The organism is Ochrobactrum sp. Marseille-Q0166 (genome assembly GCF_014397025.1).
GTDB lineage: Bacteria > Pseudomonadota > Alphaproteobacteria > Rhizobiales > Rhizobiaceae > Brucella.
In genome coordinates this window covers 758,806-781,107 of the sequence record NZ_JACJUO010000001.1, presented here as the reverse complement: position 1 = coordinate 781,107, position 22,302 = coordinate 758,806, and the positions used below count along the sequence as shown (strand labels likewise).

The following is a 22,302-nucleotide window of genomic DNA, read 5'->3' as shown; positions in this document are numbered from 1 at the left end:
GCACTGGAGAGTGCTGGCGGTGATTTTGTTTATTTTGAAGGAGGCAGAGCCATGGTTTCTCAGAAAGCCGGTAACTACGTTGAGATAGAAGGCTTGCGCGTTGCCCCTGAACTGTTGGAGTTTCTGGAAAGCGAAGCCGCACCCGGCACTGGCATTGAACCAGAAGCCTTCTGGAAGGGCTTCGCTGCCATCATCCGCGATCTCGCTCCGAAGAATCGCGCCCTCCTCAAAAAGCGCGACGACCTGCAGGCCAAGATTGATGCCTGGTACAAGGACAATCGCGACAAAGGCTATTCGCAGGCTGATTATCAGCAATTCCTGAAAGATATCGGCTATCTCCTGCCTGAAGGCGGAGAGTTCAAGGTCTCAACCGCCAATGTCGATCCGGAAATCATGCATATTGCAGGACCGCAGCTTGTCGTTCCGGTCATGAATGCCCGCTATGCGCTCAATGCTGCCAATGCACGCTGGGGTTCGCTCTATGATGCGCTTTACGGCACCGATGCTATTTCTGAAGATGGTGGCGCTGAAAAAGGCAAAGGCTACAACCCGAAGCGCGGCGAAAAAGTCATCGCATGGGCCAAGAATTTCCTCGATGAAAGCGCACCGCTCAATGCCGGCAAGTGGGCCGACGTCACAGGCCTTTCCGTTACCGACGGCAAACTCGCTGTAACTCTTGCCAATGGTTCGAGCACCGCCTTGAAGGACGGCAGCCAGTTCAAGGGCTATAATGGCGATGCGGCGGCACCGACCAATGTGCTGCTGGCCAAGAACAACATGCATGTCGATATCGTGATCAATGCGAACAGCCCGATCGGCAAGACTGACCCGGCGCATATCGCAGACATGGTTCTGGAATCAGCTATCAGCACCATTCAGGATTGCGAAGATTCGATTGCAGCCGTCGATGCGGAAGACAAGGTTGCGGTTTATCGCAACTGGCTCGGCCTGATGAATGGCAAGCTTGAAGACACGTTCGAAAAGAACGGCAAGCAGATGACGCGCCGCCTCAATGGTGACCGCAGCTATAAAACGCCTGAAGGTTCCGACCTTACCCTCAAGGGCCGTTCGCTGATGCTGGTGCGCAATGTCGGCCATCTGATGACCAATCCGGCAATCATTGATGCCGACGGCCATGAAGTGCCGGAAGGCATCATGGATGCCGCCTTCACCAGCCTGATTGCACTGCATGATATTGGCCCGAACGGTCGCCATCTGAATTCACGCGAAGGCTCGGTCTATATCGTCAAGCCAAAGATGCACGGGCCGGAAGAAGTGGCATTCGCCAATGAAATCTTCACCCGCACCGAAGAACTGCTTGGCATGAAGCCGAACACGCTGAAAATCGGTATCATGGATGAGGAACGCCGCACCACGGTTAACCTCAAGGAAGCGATCCGCGCCGCAAAGGAACGCGTCGTTTTCATCAATACCGGCTTCCTTGACCGCACTGGCGATGAAATCCATACCTCGATGGAAGCTGGACCGATGATCCGCAAGGGCGACATGAAGCAAGCCGCCTGGATCGGCGCTTATGAACAGTGGAATGTCGATATCGGTCTTGAATGCGGCCTTTCCGGCCACGCGCAGATCGGCAAGGGCATGTGGGCCATGCCGGACCTGATGGCTGCGATGCTGGAACAGAAAATCGCCCATCCGAAGGCTGGTGCGAACACCGCCTGGGTGCCATCGCCAACCGCCGCAACGCTCCACGCAACGCATTATCATCAGATTGATGTGGCAGCCGTTCAGGAAAAGCTGAAGAGCCGCCCGCGCGCCAAGCTCGACGATATTCTATCTGTGCCGGTCGCCACCCGTCCAAACTGGACGCCGGAAGACATCCAGCACGAAATCGACAACAATGCGCAAGGGATTCTGGGCTATGTCGTGCGCTGGGTTGATCAGGGCGTTGGCTGCTCGAAAGTGCCGGACATCAACAATGTCGGCCTGATGGAAGATCGTGCCACGCTGCGTATCTCGGCCCAGCACATCGCCAACTGGCTCTATCATGGCGTGGTATCAGAAACGCAGGTAATGGAAACCCTGAAGCGTATGGCAGCCGTCGTGGACAAGCAGAATGAAGGCGATCCGCTTTATCGACCCATGGCCCCGGACTTCGACAAGTCGATTGCCTTCCAAGCCGCTTGCGATCTGGTTTTCAAGGGTCGCGAACAGCCGAATGGCTACACCGAGCCAGTTCTGCATCGCCGCAGACTTGAACTTAAAGCTCAAGGCTAATCTGGATTACGCGACAGACGCAAAGCGGCGGGAGAAATCCCGCCGTTTTTGTTTTCGAAATCACTTGACTCCATTATAATAGATATTAATTCTAACATAATGGAAAATGATAATAAGCAGCTCGACAACGCCATTGGCGAAAATTTGCGCCGCCTGCGCCTTGCGCAAGGCATGACGCTGGATGCGCTTGGTGACACGTCAGGTGTCAGCCGCGCCATGATCTCGCGGATCGAGCGCGGCGAAACCAGCCCGACCGCTCAGCTTCTGGCGCGCATTTGTGCAGCGCTCGGCACATCGCTCTCAGCCTTCTTTGCCGATGCTGAAGCCCCAGCCTCTCCCTTGCTCACGCATGATCGCCAACCAGTTTGGCGTGATCCGGATACGGGCTATATCCGGCGGTCTGTTTCACCACCAGCTACGGGGTCAAATATCGACATGATCGAAGTCGAATTTCCCGCAGGCGCCAGAGTGACCTTCGCACCGCAAGCGGCCAATGCAGGCATCACACAGCATTTGTGGCTCCTGAGTGGGCAGATGGAAATCACCGTTGGAGCAATCCCCTATCATCTTCATACCGGCGACTGTCTTTATATGCCGCTTGCTGAAGGCATCACCTTTCATAATCCCGGCAACTCGAACGCACGTTATATAATCGTGCTCGAACGCCGCAGCAGCCTTTGAAAGCAACACACATGATCAGCCTTCTCAATTTCGAAGAAGCCAAAGCTGCCGTCCCGGCACTTGCCGAAATCCTGACAGACTGCGTCAATAGCGGCGCATCGGTTGGTTTTATGGCACCATCCAAAGCGCATGATTTCATCCCCTACTGGAATCGTATCACCAACGAAGTCGAAAGCGGAGACACGGCCCTTCTGGTTGCCGAACATAACGGCGAAATCGTCGGTACGGTTCAGCTTGGTCTCGCACAGATGCCCAATCAGCCGCATCGCGCCGATCTTAAAAAACTGCTGATCCATCGTAAGGCGCGGGGCCTTGGCCTTGCGCGCAAGCTGATGGAAGCCGTTGAAGAAGAAGCACGTAACCGACACAAGACACTTCTCTGTCTGGACACCGCAACCGGCAGTCCGGCAGAAGCAATTTACACCCATCTCGGATGGGAGCGGGTGGGCGTTATCCCAAATTATGCGCTTTATCCCGACGGAAGCCCCTGCGCGACTACACTTTTCTATAAAGGCCTCTGAAATGTCCCTCACCATTCGCTTTGCCAACGAAGCTGACCTCCCTGCTCTGCTTGCCATCTACAATGATGCAGTCGAAAACACGCTTGCCATCTGGAACGAAACACTCGTCGATCTGGAAAACCGTCGCGAATGGCTTAAATCCCGCAACCGAGACGGCTTTCCGGTTCTGGTGGCCGAACGCGAGGAACAGGTCGTCGGCTATGCGAGTTATGGCCCGTTCCGCCCGTTTGAAGGTTTCCGCCACTCATCGGAACTCTCTGTCTATGTGGCAAGCGACGCGCGCGGTGGCGGTATCGGACGCGCACTTCTGGCGGAACTTGTGGAAGAAGCACGCGAACGTAAAGTCCATGTGCTGGTTGCAGCTATTGAAGCAGGCAATGCCGCATCCATCGCGCTACACAAATCACAGGGTTTTGCAGATTGCGGCACCTTGAAACAAGTTGGCCAGAAATTCGGACGCTGGCTCGACCTGACTTTCATGCAGAAGATACTCTGATCAAGAAAAAGGCCGCTTTCGCGGCCCTTTTTATTAGTTTGCCTGTGGAACAGCAGCCCCATCTGACAGATCAGTGAGACCAATCTCGCCTTCGACCTGATCGCTGCGGGCGATAAGGTAGAGACCAAGCACAGAGGTCAGAACCGCGATAAATACCAGATACCAGGCATGCGCCATAGGGTTGACCGCCAAAAGCGACGTTACGATCACCGGCGTAAGGCCGCCAAAGACCGCATAGGAAACATTGTAGGAAAACGATAGGCCCGAGAAGCGAACGGGTGCCGGGAATGCGCGCACCATCACATAAGGGACTGCACCAACCATGCCCACCGAAAGGCCCATCACCGCATAGAGTCCAAACAGAACAGGCAGGGAAACCGACGCATAGGTGTAGAAAACGAAAGTCGCAACACCGAAGAAAATACCTGCAACTGCGAAGAAGCGCCCACTGCCAATGCGATCGACAATCGCGCCTGCGCTCACCGTGCCGAACATCAGAAACAGCGTGCCGAAGCTTGTGGCGGCAAGCGACTGCAAAGGCGTGTAGTGATAAAGCTTCTGCAGGAATGTTGCTGTCATCAATGTGGTAACAACAATGCCAGCTGACAGAATCCAGGTCAGCAGCACGGAAATGATAACACCATGCATGTGGTTGCGCAGTACTGTACCGAGCGGCAGCTTGTCCTTAAGAAGATGGCTGTTCTTCATCTCGGTGAAGATCGGCGTCTCAGCCAGCCAGCGACGCAGATAAACGGCCAACAGCCCGAAAATACCACCAATGAAAAATGGTATGCGCCATGCGTAAGCAGCAAGTTCTTCCGGCGTGAAAATCCAGTTGATGGCGGTCGCGATCAACGAGCCGATCATAATACCGAGAGTGAGGCCCGAGCAGAGGAAACCACATGCCATGCCAACACGATTGGCGGGAACATGCTCCGCCACAAAGGTCCATGCCCCCGGAACTTCACCTCCGATGGCTGCGCCCTGCAGCATGCGGAAGATGATCAGCAGGATCGGCGCACCAACACCAAGCGTTGCGTAGGTGGGCAGGCAGGCCATGGCTAATGTCGAGATGGACATCAGAAACACCGAGAAAGCGAAGACGCGCTTGCGGCCAAACTTGTCGCCAAAATGCGCAAGCACGATGCCGCCAATAGGACGCACCAGATAACCGGCTGCAAAAATCCCAAAAGTCTGGATCAGCACCAGCCAGTCCGGCATGTCAGGCGGAAAAAAAAGATGCCCGATAACACTCGCAAAAAATACGAAGATGATGAAATCATAAAACTCCAGTGCGCCGCCCAATGCCGAAAGGCCAAGGGTTCGGAAATCCTGCCGGTTTAGCGGCCGGGGATTGGTGCTTGTGGGGGAGTTTGTCGATGCCATCGATTCGTTCTCTTCTGATCGGGTATCCCAAAGCATGTCGCAGCTAAATGGCTTCATCCAGCATCCGCGAACATGCGGCAATTAAAAAACTTAGAGCGAGCGTTATGGTGCGATTAAGCGCGACACGCTCAGATGTGAAGCCCTGTTATTGAGCTTCGGTTTAATGCTCCAATTGTGACTTCGCTGCAAGGCTTGACTTTCAGCCAGCAAAAATTATTTTAGAACTATTCTAAAATTGGATTTAAGAAATGCTCAGCCGGTTCTTCAACAATGGTCGTCGCCCCTTTGATTCACTCTCCGAACAGGAGATTTTAGCGCTCGCAATTTCGTCCGAGGAAGACGATGCCCGCATCTATCTCGCCTATGCGGATGGACTGCGAGACGAGTTTCCACAATCGGCGAAAATCTTTGAGCAAATGGCGGCGGAAGAGCATGAACACCGCGATGCGTTGATTGAGCGGCACCGTGCGCGCTTCGGTGACCGCATTCCGCTTATTCGTCGCGAACATGTCAGCGGCTATTTTGAGCGCAAGCCGGACTGGCTGGTACGCCCGCTTGGCATTGACAAGGTGCGTGATGCGGCAGCGCAAATGGAAGAGCAGGCTTATCGCTTTTACATTGAGGCCGCGAAACGCGTAACAGATGCACAGACCCGCAAACTTCTGGGTGATCTCGCACAACAGGAAAAGAAGCACGAGGCAAAAGCAGAGTCGCTGGAAAATGAATTAACGCCCAACACCGTACAGGACGAGGAACGTGCGCTGGAGCGCAAACAGTTTATCCTAACCTATGTGCAACCGGGGTTGGCCGGATTGATGGATGGTTCTGTTTCCACCCTCGCGCCAATCTTCGCAGCAGCTTTTGCTACCCAAGATACATGGCAGACATTCCTCGTCGGCCTTTCAGCCTCGGTCGGTGCAGGTATTTCAATGGGTTTCACGGAAGCCGTCCATGATGATGGCAAGCTTTCCGGCCGCGGTTCACCGATCAAGCGCGGCATTTCCTGTGGCGTGATGACGACGCTCGGTGGCCTTGGCCACACCTTGCCCTATCTTATCAAGGATTTCTGGACAGCGACAAGCATCGCAGCGATTCTGGTTTTCTTCGAACTATGGGCCATCGCCTTCATCCAGAATCGCTATATGGAAACGCCGTTCTTCCGCGCAGCCCTTCAGGTTGTCTTCGGCGGCGCACTTGTTCTGGCCGCAGGCATATTGATTGGTAGCGCTTAAAGCGCATCCCGAAACGGGTGAAACGGTTTTCGGCTGAGATAGGCGTTAAAACAACTGGTTAGAGCGCAACCATATCCCGAGGCAGGGAAACCGGGCCTGAAAACTCATCAATGGCAATGCGGCCCTGCCGGGAAACAGTGACAAAACTGTTTGCCGGCACAGCCATCCAGTTGGCAGCCTCGCCGTCAAGCGGCTCGGATACAACACAGATACCGGAAGCACTGCCGAGCGTCGCCGTATAAAGCGTCGGTGCAAAGGCATCGGTGGCATAACGGATTGCATAAAGTTGATTGCCATCGGAGAAAGCTGCCGTCAGCCGCAGGAATGGTGGCACCCCGGCGCGCACAGCCTCTTCCACGATTGTCCCTACCATGCGCTTCATGGCGAGAACCGGATCGCTTTCGAGGCCAAATTCCAGCAATAGCAGGAAGATCAGCTCGGAATCTGTTGCGCCATGCTTCTGAACATAGATCTCATCGCTTAAGTGGCTTTCAAGTCTGCGCCGCAGGCGATCAAAATCACCTATCTGTCCATTATGCATGAAACTCCAGCGCCCAGAAACAAACGGATGGCAGTTGGAGCGGCTTGTCAGCCCGCCGGTAGAGGCGCGGACATGCGCAAGAAAAAGGCGCGACCGGATCTGCCGCGCAAGACTGTGTAGATTCTGATCTGACCAGGCGGGCAGAATATCCCGATAAAGCCCCGGCTCTCTTCGATTGCCATACCAGGCAACGCCAAAGCCATCGCCATTGGTACGTGTTTTCGCCTCATGCGCATCGTGGCTTTGCGCCACAAGCGAATGGCAGGGAGACGATATGATGTCTTCCAGATAGGTTTCAGGTCCGAGATAGGCGGCCCAACGACACATTTTCGATCCGGTGTTTACCGGCCCCGGTTATGAGTCCGCTCATAAAGCTGGCGAACAATTGTGCTCGCAGTCTTCTCGAACAAAAATGGCAAAATTGCATGGATGAGTGCTGCAAAGGCTGCACAAAAAAGCTTGAATGAAAAACGACCGGCAAAGGCCATGTGTTGAAAATAAGTTTCGTCAACTGACTCTGGATGTTCGGTAAACAGACGCGTAATCCGTGTGGTCATTGGAAATACTCCCGTCAATGAGTAGTTTGTTCCCGTTTTACGGTGCAAATTGCACCTTTCTAGAAAATCATTTTAGCAAAAGCAGACGAGATGAAATCTCAATTTATCCTTGATAAATACGATTTTTTGGGACAATCATCCCATCATGAAACCATCTATCGATGAAATTGATCGAAAAATCTTGGATGAACTGCAAATTGACGGCACTCTGTCCGTTGATTCTCTCTCTGAGCGCGTGCATCTTTCCCGCAATGCCTGCTGGCGACGGGTCAAGCGCATGGAAGACGAAGGGATTATCAAGGCGCGCGTCGCTCTGATTGACGCCGAAATGGCCGGCTGCGGTCTATCCGTCTTCATTCTGGTACGCACATCAAGCCACGACCCTGATTGGCTTGGCAAATTCCGCAGCGCCATGGAGCGTTTTCCCGAAATCGTTAGCGTCTATCGCATGACGGGCGATCTTGACTATGTGCTCAAAGCGCGTGTTTCTGACGTCAAGGCCTATGACAGGCTCTATCAGCGCCTGATTGCCAGCGTTCCCTTGTCCGATGTTTCGGCTTCCTTCGTCATGGAAGAGATCAAGGAAACCACTTCCGTGCCGCTTGAACGGAATTAAAACGCCTGTGCAGGGGGCTCATCGTGGAAAAGCATGATCCTGTGCCGCACTATCATTGCAAAACTGAAAATAGGCGGTACACCTTTTATGTGTTTTCACGTATGAGCGTCGCCAATTTAACTTCACGTAGGAAAGGCCCCCTCATGACAGCACCAACGCTCGGCATCATTCGCCTTGAACATGCGGAAGGCCTCGAACTCCCCGCTTATGAAACATCCGGTTCTGCCGGCATGGATCTTCGCGCTGCCGTTGCCGAAGACCGCCAGATCGTGCTTCTGCCGGGTCGCCGCACTCTGGTTCCAACTGGTCTTATCTTTGAAATCCCGGAAGGCTATGAAGTGCAGATTCGCCCCCGTTCGGGCCTCGCCTTCAAAAACGGCATCACCTGCCTCAACACACCTGGTACAATCGATTCCGATTATCGAGGCGAAGTGAAAGTGCTTCTGGTCAATCTCGGTGATGAAGATTTCCGTATAGAACGCGGTATGCGCATTGCGCAGGCCGTCTTCGCGCCGGTTATCCAGCCGAAGATCGAAGAGCGCTCACAGGTCAGCGAAACAGCGCGCGGCGCTGGCGGCTTCGGTTCGACCGGAACAGCCTGATTAGAGCGCATCTTGAAAAGTGTGGAGCAATTTTCGGGATAAGCGTTAAAACAAATTATTTGGAGCGCCATCTGACCCGATCGAAACGCGCTTTAATTGATCTCACTTCATACAGAAAGCCGGGCCCAGCCCGGCTTTTCTTTCGCACTTATATATTAGATAAAATATATAAAGGTTGCATAAAACAACGACTTAACGGTCTCCATAGTTGGACTATTGGGCGCATGACAAATAATTTAGATGAATTCCTGACTGCGGACGCATAGATATCCGCCTAACACTATTTTTTGTAAAAATGATTTCTCAGGGGTTATCGGGTGCTTAAGTCCACTGGTTCACTTGCCGCAAATCGGAAGAATACTCTCACGCGTAAACGCAATCGTTTGTGGATCGGCCTGGCTGTTGTTGCTGTCGCTTTGGGTGCGGGATGGTATCTTCTGAACAACAAGGACGCTGGTAGCCAGAAAAACACCTACCTCGCTGAAACAGTTCAGCGCGGCAACATTGAAGATTCAATAACAGCAGTCGGCACATTGAGTGCACTACGCAGTATTAATGTTGGTGCACAGGTTTCAGGGCAGCTGAAAAGCGTCAAGGTGGAGATCGGCGATGAGGTCAAGCAGGGCGACCTGATTGCAGAAATTGATCCCTCTCCTTTTGAGAAAAAGTTAGAAATTGCCAGCGCACAGCTTGATAATCTGAGAGCGCAGCTTTTAAACAAGCAAGCACAATTAAATCTCAAGAAATCGAATGCCACGCGCCAGCGCTCGCTGCTCGCAACTCGTGCCGTATCGCAATCAACGATAGATCAGGCGGATGCTGATCTCGCAATGGCCGAAGCCGATGTAAAAGCGTTAAGCGCACAAGTTCGCCAGCAGGAAGCCCAGCTTGCCAGCGACAAAGTTGATCTTGGCTATACCAAAATATATAGCCCGATGGTCGGCACAGTGGTGGACCAAACTACCAAAGAAGGCGAAACGCTCAACGCGGTTCAGAGCGCACCAACGGTGGTCACGGTTGCTGATCTCAAAGTTATGACTGTCGAAGCGCAGGTTTCGGAAGCCGACATCAGCAAGCTGAAGCCCGGCATGCCGGTTTATTTCACGCTTCTTGGTCAACCAGACAAGCGCTTCGCTGGTACGCTGCGCCAGATCAAGCCGACACCGCAGACTGACAACAACGTCGTGCTCTATTACGCACTATTCGACGTTCCTAACCCAACTGGCGAACTCATGATCAACATGAGTGCACAGGTCTATTTCGTTCTCGCGAATGCCGAGAATGTCCTCACCGTTCCGGTAGCAGCGTTGAATACAAAAACGGACAATAGCGGCAAACCGCAGACGACAGTGCAGGTCGTGGATAAAAACGGAGCAACCACAGAACGCGTCGTCGATGTTGGCGTTCGCAACCGCGTCCAGGCAGAGGTGAAAAGCGGTCTCGAAGAAGGCGACAAGGTGGTTGTCACGTCTGCATCGGCTACCGCAGGATCCAGCCAACGCGGCCGCAGACCCGGCGGCATGTTTTTCTGATGAGCCAAGCTATGAACGAAGCCCCCCTCATCCGATTGCAGGATATTCGCAAGACTTATCACAACGGCGATCTCGCGGTTGAAGTTCTGCACGGGATAACGCTCGATATCCATGCCGGTGAATTTGTTGCGATCAAAGGAGCATCCGGGTCGGGTAAATCGACGTTGATGAACATATTGGGCTGCCTCGATAGCCCCAGCGGTGGTGAATATCTCCTGGATGGCGAAGATGTATCGGCACTTGATGCTGATGAGCTTGCAGCGCTACGCCGACGCACGTTCGGGTTCGTCTTCCAGAGCTACAATCTAATTGCTACATCGACCGCGCTTGAGAATGTGGAAGTCCCCGCCATCTATGCAGGCATGCCGGCCACTGAGCGTCATGAACGGGCAGCAGCGCTTCTCGATACGCTCAAACTGGGCGATCGTCTTGACCATCGTCCCAACCAGCTTTCCGGCGGCCAGCAGCAGCGCGTGTCCATCGCCCGCGCACTGATGAATGGCGGACGTATCATCTTGGCAGACGAACCAACCGGCGCTCTCGACAGCCAAAGCGGCGAAGACGTCATGGCACTGCTGCGCTCCATGCATGAGCAAGGCCATACGATCATTGTCATTACCCACGCACGCGAAGTGGCGGAACGCGCCGATCGGCTGATCGAAATTCGCGATGGCCAGATACTGTCGGATACGACAAAGCGCGAAATACCAGACCAGGACGCACCCAAAAACCTTCAGCAAATCACCCAGAGTGGCGGTGCACATATCGCCGATATTTCTGAAGCCGTTAAAATGGCTATGCGCGCGTTGCGTGCCAATATTTTCCGTACAATCCTGACCTTGCTCGGTATCATCATCGGCGTAAGTTCAGTTGTGACAATGCTGGCGATTGGCACAGGCGCACAGAACTCTATTCTGGACCGTATCAACGCAATGGGTACCGACTTGGTGCTGATTCGACCTTCTATGCCCGGCTTTCGCGGTTCTGGTTCAATAGCGACACTGGTTCCTGAGGATGCAGATGCCATTCTTCAATTGCCCAACATACGAACTGCCGTTCCGGAAGTGACCGGCAGTGTTACGTTGAGACGCGGCAATGTTGATTATCAATCACAAGCCAATGGCACGGTGCCAGCTTTCACCACTGCTAAATCATGGAAGATTGATAGCGGCGATTTTATTACCCAGCACGATATAGATAGCTATGCCCCTGTAGCGGTAATCGGGCAAACGGTCGCAAAAACCCTGTTCCCGGATGGCAGCAATCCAATAGGGCAATATATTCTCATCCAGAAAATACCGTTTCAGGTTATCGGCACCTTGGAATCAAAGGGTGCGGGTTTCGGCGGTTCCGATCAGGATGACGTCGTGATTGTTCCACTCTCAACGGGGAATCTGCGGCTTTTTGGTCAAAAATATGTTCGCACGATCACCGTCCAGGTCAAGGATGCTGATCTGATCGATACTACACAGGACCAGATTCAAGAGCTCCTTGATCACCGCCATAAGCAACGCGACACGATGATCACCAATATGTCGTCTATTCGTGATGACGCAGCAGCCATGGGTTCAACCCTGACGCTGTTTCTGGGATCGGTTGCGGCTATTTCGCTGCTGGTCGGCGGAATCGGTGTGATGAACATCATGCTCGTCAGCGTAACCGAGCGTACACGCGAGATCGGTGTCCGCATGGCGACAGGCGCACGCCGACGCGACATTCTCCTCCAATTCATCACCGAAGCTCTGACCGTTTCCGCGATTGGCGGCGCATTCGGTGTCATATTGGGCATTGGTGCAGCAATGCTCATATCGCTTGCGGGAATATCGGTTGCCTTCAGTGCCGGTCCCGTAATGCTTGCATTCACCTGCGCCTTCGCAACCGGGCTTGTGTTTGGTTTCCTGCCAGCCCGCAAGGCTTCACGGCTATTACCGGCCGTGGCACTTTCGTCAGAGTAGTATTCTCTAATAAATACCCACTAAGTGCCTATAAATAATTAGGAATTTCATAACATAAAAAAAGATATAGCCTCACTAATTGTCACGCACGACAATTAGTGAGGGAATTTATAGTGAAGTTAGCTACGATATTATCTGCAGCGGTTGCGACAGTCCTCAGCACACTTCCATCGCAGGCTGGCAAGTCTTTGCGCTCATGCAGCCCGAACGAGCAGCAGGCATATTGGCTTGCTTATAAAGCTTCAACAAATTCAGACCCCGAGATTGCTGAAGCAGCACGGCAACAAATGCAAACGATAACTTCTCAATGCAGCCTATTTAGCACCGCAGCTCTACAACAGCAGCAGCGCGACAGGAATTATTAATATTTCAGTCTACGCATTAATCCAGATGGAATATTTAGCAGAAACCGCTGAATGGAATTGGTAAACTATCCTTCTGTGATGTGTTTTCATTCGATTATGAGGAGAAAATTGTAATGAAATTATTTACGATATTATCCGCTGCGGCAGTTACTTTTTTATCCACGTTCGCATGCCAAGCGGAAGGACAATTACGCGGATGTACTGCATCAGAACATGCAGCTTATTGGGCAGCTCATAATGATGCTTATCACAAAAACCCTGAAATAAGGGCCGGAGCACATCAAACGATGCAAATGATTTCATCACGATGCAATGTGTTCGATTTGCTGTTGGATTAAATACTCGCAAATCCTGCATTTTTGGACCGCCAACCAACTTCATTGAGACACCATTTAGGTGTTAATCGGTACTCTAAAGAGCATCCAGAAGTGTTTGGCGGTCCAAATAAGCGATAATAATACTATCAAACCCTTCCCGAAGTGATAGGTAAAAGCGATCTACTTACTTAAACTGGATTGGCACCGTAATGGGCATGCGTGGCTTGGCAATTGCTGCAGGCGGCGCTGGCACCGGTGATGAATTACGCGTGGCTTGTACTGCAAGTTCATCAACCACCGGATTGCCCGATGAGCTTGCCAGCCTCACAGACAGAATATTACCGGATGGATCAACCACGAACGCAACCTGTGCAGTCCCCTTAACACCTCGTCCAGCCTGACGCTGCAAAGATCGTGTGCGACGCAGTAAATGAGCGTAAAGCTTCGACTGCCACTTGTTCGAGCTGACACCAGCTGAGGCATTGTTGTCGCCACGGCGGTTGGCAACGGGCTTGGCACCTGAATCAACATCCATGCGCGGTGCGCTGGCTTCACGGGTTTCCACAGCCTTTTCAGCCTTCTTAGGCTTCGGCTTTTCAACCTTCTTCACCGGCTTCGGCTTCTCGACCTTGGGTTTTTCAACCTTTGGCTTCTCGATCTTTGGTTCCGGCTTTTTGACGGGAAGCGGCACGGCAACTTCAGGCTTTGGTGCTTCAACGACATCCGGGATCACTTCTTCCGGCACCTCGGCAGGTTCTGGCTCAGGCTCCGGTTCGGGTTCCTTGATTTCTTCAGGAACCGGCTCAGGCTCAACCTGCTCTTCAGGCTCTACAGCAGTCTCTTGCTGCGGTGCTTCCGATACCTGCTCTTCCATCGGCGCTTCTGGCTCAGGTGCAAGCTCAATCACCATCGCGGCGACTTGCGCACCATCCGGCTGATCATCGTCCTGGCTCACACTCACAGCATAAGCACCTGCGGCATGGACAGTCAAAACGATCACGCCCGCACCGATCCATCGCCCTGCATCACGCCAAAAGGAATGATGATGGCTATCAGATGATGCCACGTTCTTAATAGGAGGATGTTCGGGCGGAAGCCTGTCCATTACTGGGCTCCCTGTGCAGCGGGCTGAGTGGCCGGTGACGGATCGCCGGCAGGAGCAGCGCCATCGGTTGCGCCAATGGTTTCAAGCCCAACCAACGCGATCTTGAGATAGCCTGCTTCACGCAACAAATTCATCACGCGCATCAATTCGCCATAGCCGACAGCTTTGTCGGCACGAAGAAAGACCCGTGCTTCCTTGTTGTTTTCAGACACACCATCAAGCTTCGCACCGAGAGCCTCACGCATAATCGTATCGTTGCCGACACTGATCGTCAGATCGTCCTTAAGCGTCACATAGATTGGCTTGTCTGGTCGTGGCGCGGGTGTTGCAGTCGATGCAGGAAGATCAACATTGATATCAACTGTGGCCAAGGGTGCCGCAACCATGAAGATAATCAGCAGAACCAGCATAACGTCAATGAATGGCGTCACGTTGATTTCGTGATTGAGCTCGAGATCGTCGCCACCGCCGTCGCGAATTTTGCCAGCCATTTTGCTTACTCCGCAGCGTGCAGCTTGCCTTCAGACACACCAGCGGTCCTGAAGTCGAAATCACGGCTTACGAGACGCTCAACGCCTGCACTCGCATCAGCGAGGAGCGAACGGTAGCCAGTGATCGAGCGTGCGAATACGTTATAGATAACAACAGCCGGGATAGCAGCAACAAGGCCGATAGCTGTTGCGAGCAGTGCTTCAGCAATACCCGGAGCGACAACTGCAAGATTGGTCGTCTGTGCCTGACTGATGCCGATAAACGAATTCATAATCCCCCAAACGGTACCAAAAAGGCCCACGAACGGCGCAACGGAGCCGATTGTTGCCAGGATGCCCGTTCCCTTGGACAGACGACGTCCCGCTTTCGCTTCAATACGTGACAGACGCGAAGACACGCGCTCTTTAAGACCATCACCACCAGCACGTGACAATGCAGGACCGGAAAGGCGCACTTCATCGTCAGCCGCGCGCACAAGAATTGTAGCCGGACCTTTCACACCATCAAGCGAACGAACAGCTTCAGAAAGTGTTGCGGAATGACCGATAACTTTCAAAGCGCGCTTTGCACGGCTGCGTGCGCCAGCAAGTTCAAGCGATTTCGCAACCCAGATTGTCCATGTTAAAATTGATGCAACAGCCAGTCCGATCATAACCGACTTGACCACCCAGTCGGCAGCCATGAACATGCCCCAAGGCGAAAGATCGTGTGGCAGGACAAAAGCTGGCTGCGCTGTTGCGGCTTCTTCGGCAGTCGTGACAGGCTGTGCAGACTGAGGTGCAACTTGTGGAGCCTCAGCTTCACCTGCCGGTGCTGTTGCCGCTGGCTGATCAGCATTAGGAGCAACGGGAGCCGGTGCCACCGGATTCTGGCTTTCAGGCGCGACTGTCGCAGGATTGCCTGCTGGAGGTGTAGCAGGTTCACTTGCGGCCGGCGCGACAGGTGCCGGAGCGGCTGGCGCAGGGGTTGGGCTTGTGGCGGCCGGGTTGGTTGTGGCAGGTTCAGTCGCTGTTTGCGCAGCCGCAGAACCAACAAATGCCAACAGCCCCACACCCATCGCCGCAACAGTGAAGCTCTTTCGCCAAAAACCCGTCATTTTGATCGCCTTTTGATTGTTCAGGTTCAAACGCACTTAACAGATCATCCATGCAGACCATCGAGGCGCTTGATCGGCCTTTTCTTAACTCCCATTAACATGATGATGCAAGTCATGTTTCATGAAATGCCGCATTTTCCCAATTTTTGGATATCTCCAAAGTAAAACCGGGTACAAATAGCTATTGCACAAGGCGTTCAAATCAGCCCTGATGAGAACACAACAGACAAACCGGCAGTGCGTTGAATTGCACGGATTTGCAGAAGGCTTGTGGAGGGCACAACAATGATGTTGAAAGATATCCAGACGCTCGAAAACGCAGCTCGAACCGCTATGGCAGGCAATGATGATCCCCTGCCCGCACCGCAACGAGTGTTAAAGCCTTCACATTATGGGTTGGCCCTCGTGGCGATAATCGGCGCGGCCTACCTGCTCTTGGCTTGAGATCGAACTGCTCTCAGGGAGCAGTTCGCCCGCACGCATTTACCATGCCAGACGGTTCATAACACATTCAGTTGCCGATTAGCTGCTTTGCATGCAACCATTGGGCATCAATAAACGTTATATCGGTCAAACAATCCAATCGAAGAAAAGCAATCGAACAGGAGGCCTGACATGGCGCGCGGAACAACCAGCACGCGGAAGATCGAAGAAAAAATCGAAGATGCTCTGACAGATTCGACGACAGAAGACCTTCAAACTCAAGTTGAGCAGCTCAAGGAAGATATTGCTGCGATTGCAGCTACCCTCTCCAATCTTGGCTCACAGACCCTTCGCGATGCCAAACGCACCGCAAAAGAAACGTATAATAGCGCATATATTCAGGGCGAAGATGTCGTTGGCGATCTGAAAAACAAAGCACAGGATGTTGAAGCCCAGCTGACAGAGACTGTGCGCGCACGACCGATTGCATCGCTTGCAACGGCGGTGGGCGTTGGATATTTGCTCGCCCTGCTCTCACGTCGCTGAATGATGTCATGCTGAAGCTTTTAGCACCAGTTGTCGCAACGCTTGCCGGGGATGAGTTGAAACTCCTCACCGGACGGGCGAAACGGGCGGCTCTTTTCGGAGCTGTCATTGCAGTCTTTGGCCTGATCGCCGTGGTGTTCCTGTGCGTTGCGGCTTTTCTGGCTCTCGCCGAGAATTATGGTGGACCGATTGCAGCACTTATTCTTGCAGGCCTTTCACTGATTATCGCTCTGCTCATCTTGGCTGTTATGAAGATTCAGGCAGCTGCGGAAGAAAAAAAGCGTAAACAGCGTATCGAGGCTGACAAGTCTGCCTTGGTGGCAACCGCAGCAATTGCGACGGTGCCGTCCATTCTCAAGCGACCCATTTTGGCTGCCGCCTTGCCGCTGGCAGGTATAGCGCTGGTTAGCCTGCTGTCAGACAAAAAGAAGCGGTGAAAAACAAAAGCTCCCGCTGAACAATGGCGGGAGCTTATTTATTTCGATGTATCGACGCCATCGTCTTCATCATGTGCTGTAAGCCTCGAAAGGCGCACGGTAACTTTTGTACCCGATCCATTTTCACAAACAGAATAATCGGGCTTTTCACCAAACTGCATACAAAGCTGTTCAACCACCAGAGTTCCCAAGCCGCCCTGCTCTTTGACGCTTGCGGCATCGTCATGCTGTAGGCCTATTCCGTTATCCTCAACGACCAGCACGGGAATGCCGATATCCGCATCTTGCTTGAAGCTGACGGATATTATGCCTTCGGCCTGTCCTTTAAACGCGTGCTTGATTGCATTTGTGACCAGCTCACCAAGAATGATACCTATTGTGGTCACGTCCCGCGCTTTCAAATCAAGCGGCTCCAGATCCGTCTCAAAACTGATCTTACGGTCTTCACCTATTGAATGACGAATATCTTCAATCACTGTTTCCAAAAATTCATCAACCCGGGTCGTTTCCATGTCTTCGCCAAGACGCAATCTACGATGCGCGGTCGAGACCGTCTGAACACGGTCGCGTGCCGCGGAAAGTGCCGCACGCGCTTCTTCGCTCCGTGTTTGTCGCAATTGTAACCCAAGCAATGAAGAAACAGTCGCAAGGGAGTTCCCGATGCGATGATTAGAATCCTGCAACAATATTTCGACACGCTTGCGTTCGCGTTCAGCGATAGCGCGTTCATGTTCCAATTCCGCTGTACGCTCCCGGACATGCTCCTCAAGCAGTTCATTTTGAGACAAAAGAACTGAGTGTCCTTCAAAGAGCATACGAACAGTCCTTTGAAAGCGGGAAAAGAGCAAGAATGCCAGAATTGCACCGGAAATGAGCGCCACCACCGATGCTGCTGTCATCCAATAGCGCATCGCGTCTATATGTGCGTTACGCGCAGTGAGTTCCTGTTCTTCGGTGTGTATGAATTGCGCTACAGTGTCAGCAAGCTGATTCATGAGGATTTTCCCCTCATCGCTGCGCATTTTTTTTATCGCTTCTTGGACATTTCCTGCCTTGGCAAGTTCAATAGTCTGCCGCACGTCCTCATGCGCATGTTCGGTAAGTGCTTTTATTGTCTTCAGCCGTCCGTCCTGCTGTGGATTGTCTTTCGTTAAAACAGCGAGATCAGACAGCGTCCGGTCGATATTGACAATCGAGTCCTGATAAAGATCAAGATAGCTGTCATCTAAGGTCAGCAAATAGCCCCGACGGCTCAATTCAATATTATATGCAATACGCGTCACTTTACCGACCTGCTCTCGCAGCTCGAAATTCTTGGAAATATCAACAATCTGGCTATTCACGCCCGCAGACAGGAACAGGGTGATCAAAGCGGACAGCAATACAAGGCTCAGCGACACAATCACTGCGATCGGACGTATCGAGGGCTTTAAGAGTCCACTGGAAAAAGATGAAGGCAAAGGTCAATCCATGGTCAAAATACTATGCGTAACGCTATGCTCAGAACCTGCAAACCAGCATCGAAAACCATTCTAGTGGTCTGATTCCAACATTTGCATCCCTCGGTGCACGCGCCAAGCAAATGTTGGAATCAAAAAACCACTAGCAACTATATGTGTCTAGTGGTTTTTTCGAATTTGACGTTTGAAGCAGCATATGTGTCAGCGGGGATTCAAACATCAAATTCAATCCATTAGGTTTCTGACGCTAGATTAATAAGCAAACACGAATGGAACGGTTTGTTCAAGTTACAAGGCCTGATGATCAGGCAAAACTTCTCAAAGTCGCGCGGGAAGAGTTCGCATCAGGGCCATAATCAGCCTCGCCATCAATTTGCAATAATTCCTGTAAGCGCGTACGAGCACGACTGACACGACTCTTGATTGTGCCGACGGCACAACCGCAAATCTCGGCGGCCTCTTCGTAGGCGAAGCCGGAAGCACCGATCAGGATGATAGCTTCACGCTGATCATCGGGCAGTTTATCGAGTGCAACCTTGAAGTCCTGCAAATCGAGCGTACCATATTGCGACGGATGGACCGCCAACTGCTCGCTAAAGACTCCGTCTGTATCTTGAACTTCCCGACCACGTTTACGCATCTGCGTGTAAAATTCATTTCTTAGAATTGTAAAAAGCCAGGCTTTGATATTCGTGCCCAACTCAAACGATTCTTGTTTAGCCCAGGCTTTCATAATCGTATCCTGGACGAGATCATCCGCTCGATCATGTTGACCGATCAATGATACCGCAAATGCGCGCAGGCTGGGCAAAGACGCGAGAAGCTCGCGCTTGAACTGCGCCATCTCCTCAGCCGACAGAACCCGTTCTGTGCTCACGCGTACTCTCCTGTTCAGCCTGATCAAGTTTTTCCAGCAGGTCGAGAAAACGATCCGGAATGGTCTCGTCCTGTATTGAGGTGTAAAGCGCTTTCAACTTAAGACCGACTTCACAATTCGGCCCTAAAATGTCCTTCTGGACGCGCCCATTGAGCCGGACACCGGCTCCGTTCGCTTGAAGGTTTTTCTTATCCATCATCTCTTAATCAATCCCGGCATGACGCCAAGTTTAGTAATGACCCGGCCCTTACTCGAATTGGTAAATGCGGGACCTTTCAAAAAGTTCCACAAAATAAACCTCTTTCATGGAACTTTTTTCACCGACTGTAGTTTTTTATAGCATAATGCCGCGCTCTCTAACATTCTTCTAAAGGGATCAGCCCGGACGATTTTTGTAGGAAGAACGAAAACAGCGGCAATGAGGAGCTTAAGAATCATGACGTTATCGACGCGTATTGCGCCGCATCTTCCATATCTTCGCCGCTTTTCCCGCGCTTTGACTGGAACGCAAGCCTCGGGCGATGCCTATGTTGCAGCAACGCTGGAAGCATTGATTGCAGATGTTAGCATCTTCCCGCAGTCATCCGGAGACAGAATTGCGGTTTATCGCCTGTTCTGCAATCTGTACAAGACTGCATCGGTGCACGTTCCCGAACCAGCATCCCAATTCGCATGGGAAAAACAGGCAGCGCGCAATCTGTCGCATATTGCTCCATTGCCACGACAGGCTTTTCTGTTGGTTGCAGTGGAAGGATTTAATGAGCGCGAAGCTGCCGAGATTCTCGAACTAAGCGAAAAAGAATTCAGTGCTATTCTTGCGTCGGCTTCGACCGAGATTTCCAGACAGGTCGCAACCCGCATCATGATCATCGAAGATGAACCGTTGATCGCGATGGATATCGAACAGATGGTGGAAAGTCTGGGCCATGAAGTCGTCGGCATTGCCCGTACGAAAGATGAAGCTGTCGCGCTATACAACAAAGAAAGACCGCGCATGGTTCTGGCAGATATCCAGCTTGCGGATGGCAGTTCCGGCATTGATGCGGTTAATGAAATTCTCACCGATGCGACGGTTCCAGTCATTTTCATAACCGCTTTCCCAGAACGCCTTTTGACGGGTGAGCGTCCCGAACCTACCTTCCTTGTGACCAAGCCTTTCAATCCAGACATGGTCAAGGCTTTGATCAGTCAGGCTTTGTTTTTTGAGGAAGCCGCCGAAGCAGCTGCATAAAGAACAATAATGTTCGTATGCATGTCCCTCTGCGAAGAGTTATCTTCAAAGAGGGACCTACTTTAAACAAAAATCACCTGCTCCAGAATTGTGATTTTTTGAGGTTTGGACCTTCAAATTGTCTATTTCAAGGAACCAAAAGTATAGTTGGGACGTTTCTCTATCACTGAAAAAAGAGGAGACCCAAAATGCTTTATTACGCTCTGGTATTTCTTGTCGTAGCTCTTGTAGCAGGCGCGCTCGGCTTTGGCGGCATTGCTGGCGCTTCCGCCGGTATAGCGCAGATACTGTTTTTCGTATTTCTTGCTTTGTTGGTTATTTCCCTCATCGCTTCGGTGGTGCGAAAGGCCTAAGTCATCATAACGGGAGGCGCTTTCGCCTCTTGCAGATTTTAAATATTTCGCGCCGTCTCGTCTCATACGAGGACGGCGCGAATCACAAAATTGCAGAGCGCACCAGTTCATTCAAAAAATTTTTGAGTGCTTGCTCTTCAATCCGAACGTCTGAACGAAACGTAATCCAAAAATCGATATTTTCATCTTTTCTTCAATCAATTTTACTCGATAGCAGGCGGAAGTTGAGGCTTTCATGACGACACCAGATACTCCCCTCAAAGATATCGAGCCAGATACATCACGCTTGCGCGCACTCTTGCGAGCAGTCAGAAACAGTAATATTTGTGTTCTCTATCAGGCACCTGATCTCCGCTATATCTGGGGCGAAAACATACCGCCTTACTGGAAGGAAAAGTGGAAAGCTGGAGGACGGGATTGCGATTTCATTTTTTCCACGTCGGCTCCGCGACTGGAGCACGCAAAACGCACTGCCTTGGAAACAGGAACGGCGCAAAATGTTGAACTTGCCATTAACGATGGTGACAAGCTCCGCTGGATTGAATTCCATATCGATTGCGATCGCAATTCGGATGGGACTATAATCGGACTGGTAACGACAGCGCTTGAAATCAGTGAACTCAAACGTCGTGAACAGGTTTTAAAGACCCTGCTACGAGAGGTCAGTCACCGTTCAAAAAATCTGCTTGCCATAGTTCAAAGCATTGCGAGCCAAACGGCTCGATTTACCGATACGGTTGACGACTTTCTATTAAAGTTCCGTGGACGCATCCAGTCGCTTTCTTACTCACAGGATTTGGTGACGGATTCCAATTGGCATGGCGCGCTTTTTCTTGATCTCGTGCATTCGCAGATTGAAAAATATATCGATATCACCGATGAACGCCTGACAATAGAAAGTGATAACAACCCTTATCTGTTTCCGGGTGCCGCACTCCATATCGGCCTCGCACTACACGAACTGATTATAAACGCGACATCCTTTGGCGGCCTATCCATTCCCTATGGATGCGTGGTCATCTCGGCCAAGATTCACCGCAATGATGAAGGTGATGAAGAACTGACTTTCCATTGGGACGAAACAAATCCGGCCATGCCTGATGTCAAACATGATCCGCGTTTTGGCAGTGCTGTTCTCCAGCGCATCGTGCCAGCAGCCGTCGGCGGCCACGCGGATTATCGCGTTGACGGCAATGGTGCAGTTTATTCTCTCACCGTCCCTGCCGAACAATTCGATTCATAA

25 protein-coding genes are annotated in these 22,302 nt (G+C 52.0%); 16 read left to right on the top strand and 9 right to left on the bottom strand.

Annotated features, from left to right (window positions below):
* Positions 1 to 51: 51 nt before the first annotated feature.
* From H5024_RS03705 to H5024_RS03690, 4 genes are all read left to right on the top strand, one after another.
* Positions 52 to 2,238 (top strand): malate synthase G, encoded by a 2,187-nt coding sequence (locus tag H5024_RS03705; protein ID WP_187544080.1) that lies wholly within the window; start codon positions 52 to 54, stop codon positions 2,236 to 2,238.
* Between the two features lie 99 nt (positions 2,239 to 2,337).
* Positions 2,338 to 2,919: an XRE family transcriptional regulator gene (locus tag H5024_RS03700; RefSeq protein ID WP_187544079.1), complete on the top strand. Its 582-nt coding sequence runs from the start codon at positions 2,338 to 2,340 to the stop codon at positions 2,917 to 2,919.
* 11 nt (positions 2,920 to 2,930) lie between these two features.
* On the top strand, positions 2,931 to 3,440 hold the full coding sequence (locus H5024_RS03695) for a GNAT family N-acetyltransferase (RefSeq protein ID WP_187544078.1): 510 nt from the start codon (positions 2,931 to 2,933) through the stop codon (positions 3,438 to 3,440).
* Between the two features lies 1 nt (position 3,441).
* Positions 3,442 to 3,936, top strand: coding sequence for a GNAT family N-acetyltransferase (locus H5024_RS03690; RefSeq protein WP_187544077.1), 495 nt, complete (start codon positions 3,442 to 3,444; stop codon positions 3,934 to 3,936).
* A 33-nt stretch (positions 3,937 to 3,969) separates the two neighbouring features.
* Here the strand turns inward: H5024_RS03690 and H5024_RS03685 are convergent, their stop codons facing one another.
* The gene (locus H5024_RS03685) at positions 3,970 to 5,322 is read right to left on the bottom strand and encodes an MFS transporter (protein ID WP_187544076.1); all 1,353 of its coding nucleotides are present in this window, start codon (positions 5,320 to 5,322) and stop codon (positions 3,970 to 3,972) included.
* A 248-nt stretch (positions 5,323 to 5,570) separates the two neighbouring features.
* Here H5024_RS03685 and mbfA point away from each other — a divergent pair, with 248 nt between their 5' ends.
* Positions 5,571 to 6,554: an iron exporter MbfA gene (gene mbfA / locus H5024_RS03680; RefSeq protein WP_187544075.1), complete on the top strand. Its 984-nt coding sequence runs from the start codon at positions 5,571 to 5,573 to the stop codon at positions 6,552 to 6,554.
* A gap of 58 nt (positions 6,555 to 6,612) precedes the next feature.
* On the opposite strand, the gene H5024_RS03675 is transcribed toward mbfA, so the two are convergent.
* Both H5024_RS03675 and H5024_RS03670 read right to left on the bottom strand, forming a co-directional pair.
* Positions 6,613 to 7,422, bottom strand: coding sequence for a class II glutamine amidotransferase (locus tag H5024_RS03675; RefSeq protein WP_187544074.1), 810 nt, complete (start codon positions 7,420 to 7,422; stop codon positions 6,613 to 6,615).
* Between the two features lie 14 nt (positions 7,423 to 7,436).
* Positions 7,437 to 7,652: a DUF6356 family protein gene (locus tag H5024_RS03670; RefSeq protein WP_064321024.1), complete on the bottom strand. Its 216-nt coding sequence runs from the start codon at positions 7,650 to 7,652 to the stop codon at positions 7,437 to 7,439.
* 145 nt (positions 7,653 to 7,797) lie between these two features.
* Between H5024_RS03670 and H5024_RS03665 the strand changes: the two genes are divergently transcribed.
* From H5024_RS03665 to H5024_RS03645, 5 genes are all read left to right on the top strand, one after another.
* Entirely contained in the window at positions 7,798 to 8,268 is a 471-nt protein-coding gene (locus H5024_RS03665) for an Lrp/AsnC family transcriptional regulator (RefSeq protein WP_187544073.1), read from the top strand.
* Positions 8,269 to 8,411: 143 nt separating this feature from the next.
* Entirely contained in the window at positions 8,412 to 8,870 is a 459-nt protein-coding gene (gene dut / locus H5024_RS03660) for a dUTP diphosphatase (protein WP_187544072.1), read from the top strand.
* Positions 8,871 to 9,187: 317 nt separating this feature from the next.
* On the top strand, positions 9,188 to 10,402 hold the full coding sequence (locus H5024_RS03655) for an efflux RND transporter periplasmic adaptor subunit (protein WP_348770675.1): 1,215 nt from the start codon (positions 9,188 to 9,190) through the stop codon (positions 10,400 to 10,402).
* Positions 10,403 to 10,413: 11 nt separating this feature from the next.
* A complete protein-coding gene (locus tag H5024_RS03650; RefSeq protein WP_187544071.1) occupies positions 10,414 to 12,357 on the top strand; it encodes a MacB family efflux pump subunit in 1,944 nt (647 codons plus the stop codon).
* Between the two features lie 478 nt (positions 12,358 to 12,835).
* A complete protein-coding gene (locus tag H5024_RS03645) occupies positions 12,836 to 13,060 on the top strand; it encodes a hypothetical protein (RefSeq protein WP_187544070.1) in 225 nt (74 codons plus the stop codon).
* 163 nt (positions 13,061 to 13,223) lie between these two features.
* Here the strand turns inward: H5024_RS03645 and H5024_RS03640 are convergent, their stop codons facing one another.
* Genes H5024_RS03640 through exbB form a run of 3 tightly spaced genes read right to left on the bottom strand, consistent with a single transcriptional unit; the run spans position 13,224 to position 15,732 of the window.
* A complete protein-coding gene (locus H5024_RS03640; RefSeq protein WP_187544069.1) occupies positions 13,224 to 14,144 on the bottom strand; it encodes a TonB family protein in 921 nt (306 codons plus the stop codon).
* The gene (exbD, locus tag H5024_RS03635; RefSeq protein ID WP_187544068.1) at positions 14,144 to 14,635 is read right to left on the bottom strand and encodes a TonB system transport protein ExbD; all 492 of its coding nucleotides are present in this window, start codon (positions 14,633 to 14,635) and stop codon (positions 14,144 to 14,146) included. Before exbD ends, H5024_RS03640 begins: the two co-directional genes overlap by 1 nt.
* A 5-nt stretch (positions 14,636 to 14,640) precedes the next feature.
* Entirely contained in the window at positions 14,641 to 15,732 is a 1,092-nt protein-coding gene (exbB, locus tag H5024_RS03630) for a tonB-system energizer ExbB (RefSeq protein WP_247875206.1), read from the bottom strand.
* Positions 15,733 to 16,017: 285 nt separating this feature from the next.
* Between exbB and H5024_RS03625 the strand changes: the two genes are divergently transcribed.
* The 3 genes from H5024_RS03625 to H5024_RS03615 all read left to right on the top strand — a co-directional run bounded on the left by H5024_RS03625 (position 16,018) and on the right by H5024_RS03615 (position 17,138).
* Positions 16,018 to 16,176 (top strand): hypothetical protein, encoded by a 159-nt coding sequence (locus H5024_RS03625; protein ID WP_187544067.1) that lies wholly within the window; start codon positions 16,018 to 16,020, stop codon positions 16,174 to 16,176.
* 171 nt (positions 16,177 to 16,347) lie between these two features.
* A complete protein-coding gene (locus H5024_RS03620) occupies positions 16,348 to 16,701 on the top strand; it encodes a DUF883 family protein (RefSeq protein WP_187544066.1) in 354 nt (117 codons plus the stop codon).
* Positions 16,702 to 16,709: 8 nt separating this feature from the next.
* A complete protein-coding gene (locus tag H5024_RS03615) occupies positions 16,710 to 17,138 on the top strand; it encodes a phage holin family protein (protein WP_187544065.1) in 429 nt (142 codons plus the stop codon).
* A gap of 38 nt (positions 17,139 to 17,176) precedes the next feature.
* Here the strand turns inward: H5024_RS03615 and H5024_RS03610 are convergent, their stop codons facing one another.
* The 3 genes from H5024_RS03610 to H5024_RS03600 form a co-directional block, all read right to left on the bottom strand.
* The gene (locus H5024_RS03610) at positions 17,177 to 18,598 is read right to left on the bottom strand and encodes a CHASE3 domain-containing protein (protein WP_187544064.1); all 1,422 of its coding nucleotides are present in this window, start codon (positions 18,596 to 18,598) and stop codon (positions 17,177 to 17,179) included.
* Between the two features lie 304 nt (positions 18,599 to 18,902).
* On the bottom strand, positions 18,903 to 19,442 hold the full coding sequence (locus tag H5024_RS03605) for an RNA polymerase sigma factor (protein WP_187546575.1): 540 nt from the start codon (positions 19,440 to 19,442) through the stop codon (positions 18,903 to 18,905).
* 4 nt (positions 19,443 to 19,446) lie between these two features.
* A complete protein-coding gene (locus tag H5024_RS03600; protein WP_187544063.1) occupies positions 19,447 to 19,674 on the bottom strand; it encodes a NepR family anti-sigma factor in 228 nt (75 codons plus the stop codon).
* 237 nt (positions 19,675 to 19,911) lie between these two features.
* Here H5024_RS03600 and H5024_RS03595 point away from each other — a divergent pair, with 237 nt between their 5' ends.
* From H5024_RS03595 to H5024_RS03585, 3 genes are all read left to right on the top strand, one after another.
* Positions 19,912 to 20,706 (top strand): response regulator, encoded by a 795-nt coding sequence (locus tag H5024_RS03595; RefSeq protein WP_187544062.1) that lies wholly within the window; start codon positions 19,912 to 19,914, stop codon positions 20,704 to 20,706.
* Positions 20,707 to 20,894: 188 nt separating this feature from the next.
* On the top strand, positions 20,895 to 21,059 hold the full coding sequence (locus tag H5024_RS03590; RefSeq protein ID WP_187544061.1) for a DUF1328 domain-containing protein: 165 nt from the start codon (positions 20,895 to 20,897) through the stop codon (positions 21,057 to 21,059).
* Between the two features lie 235 nt (positions 21,060 to 21,294).
* Positions 21,295 to 22,302, top strand: coding sequence for a PAS domain-containing sensor histidine kinase (locus tag H5024_RS03585; protein ID WP_187544060.1), 1,008 nt, complete (start codon positions 21,295 to 21,297; stop codon positions 22,300 to 22,302).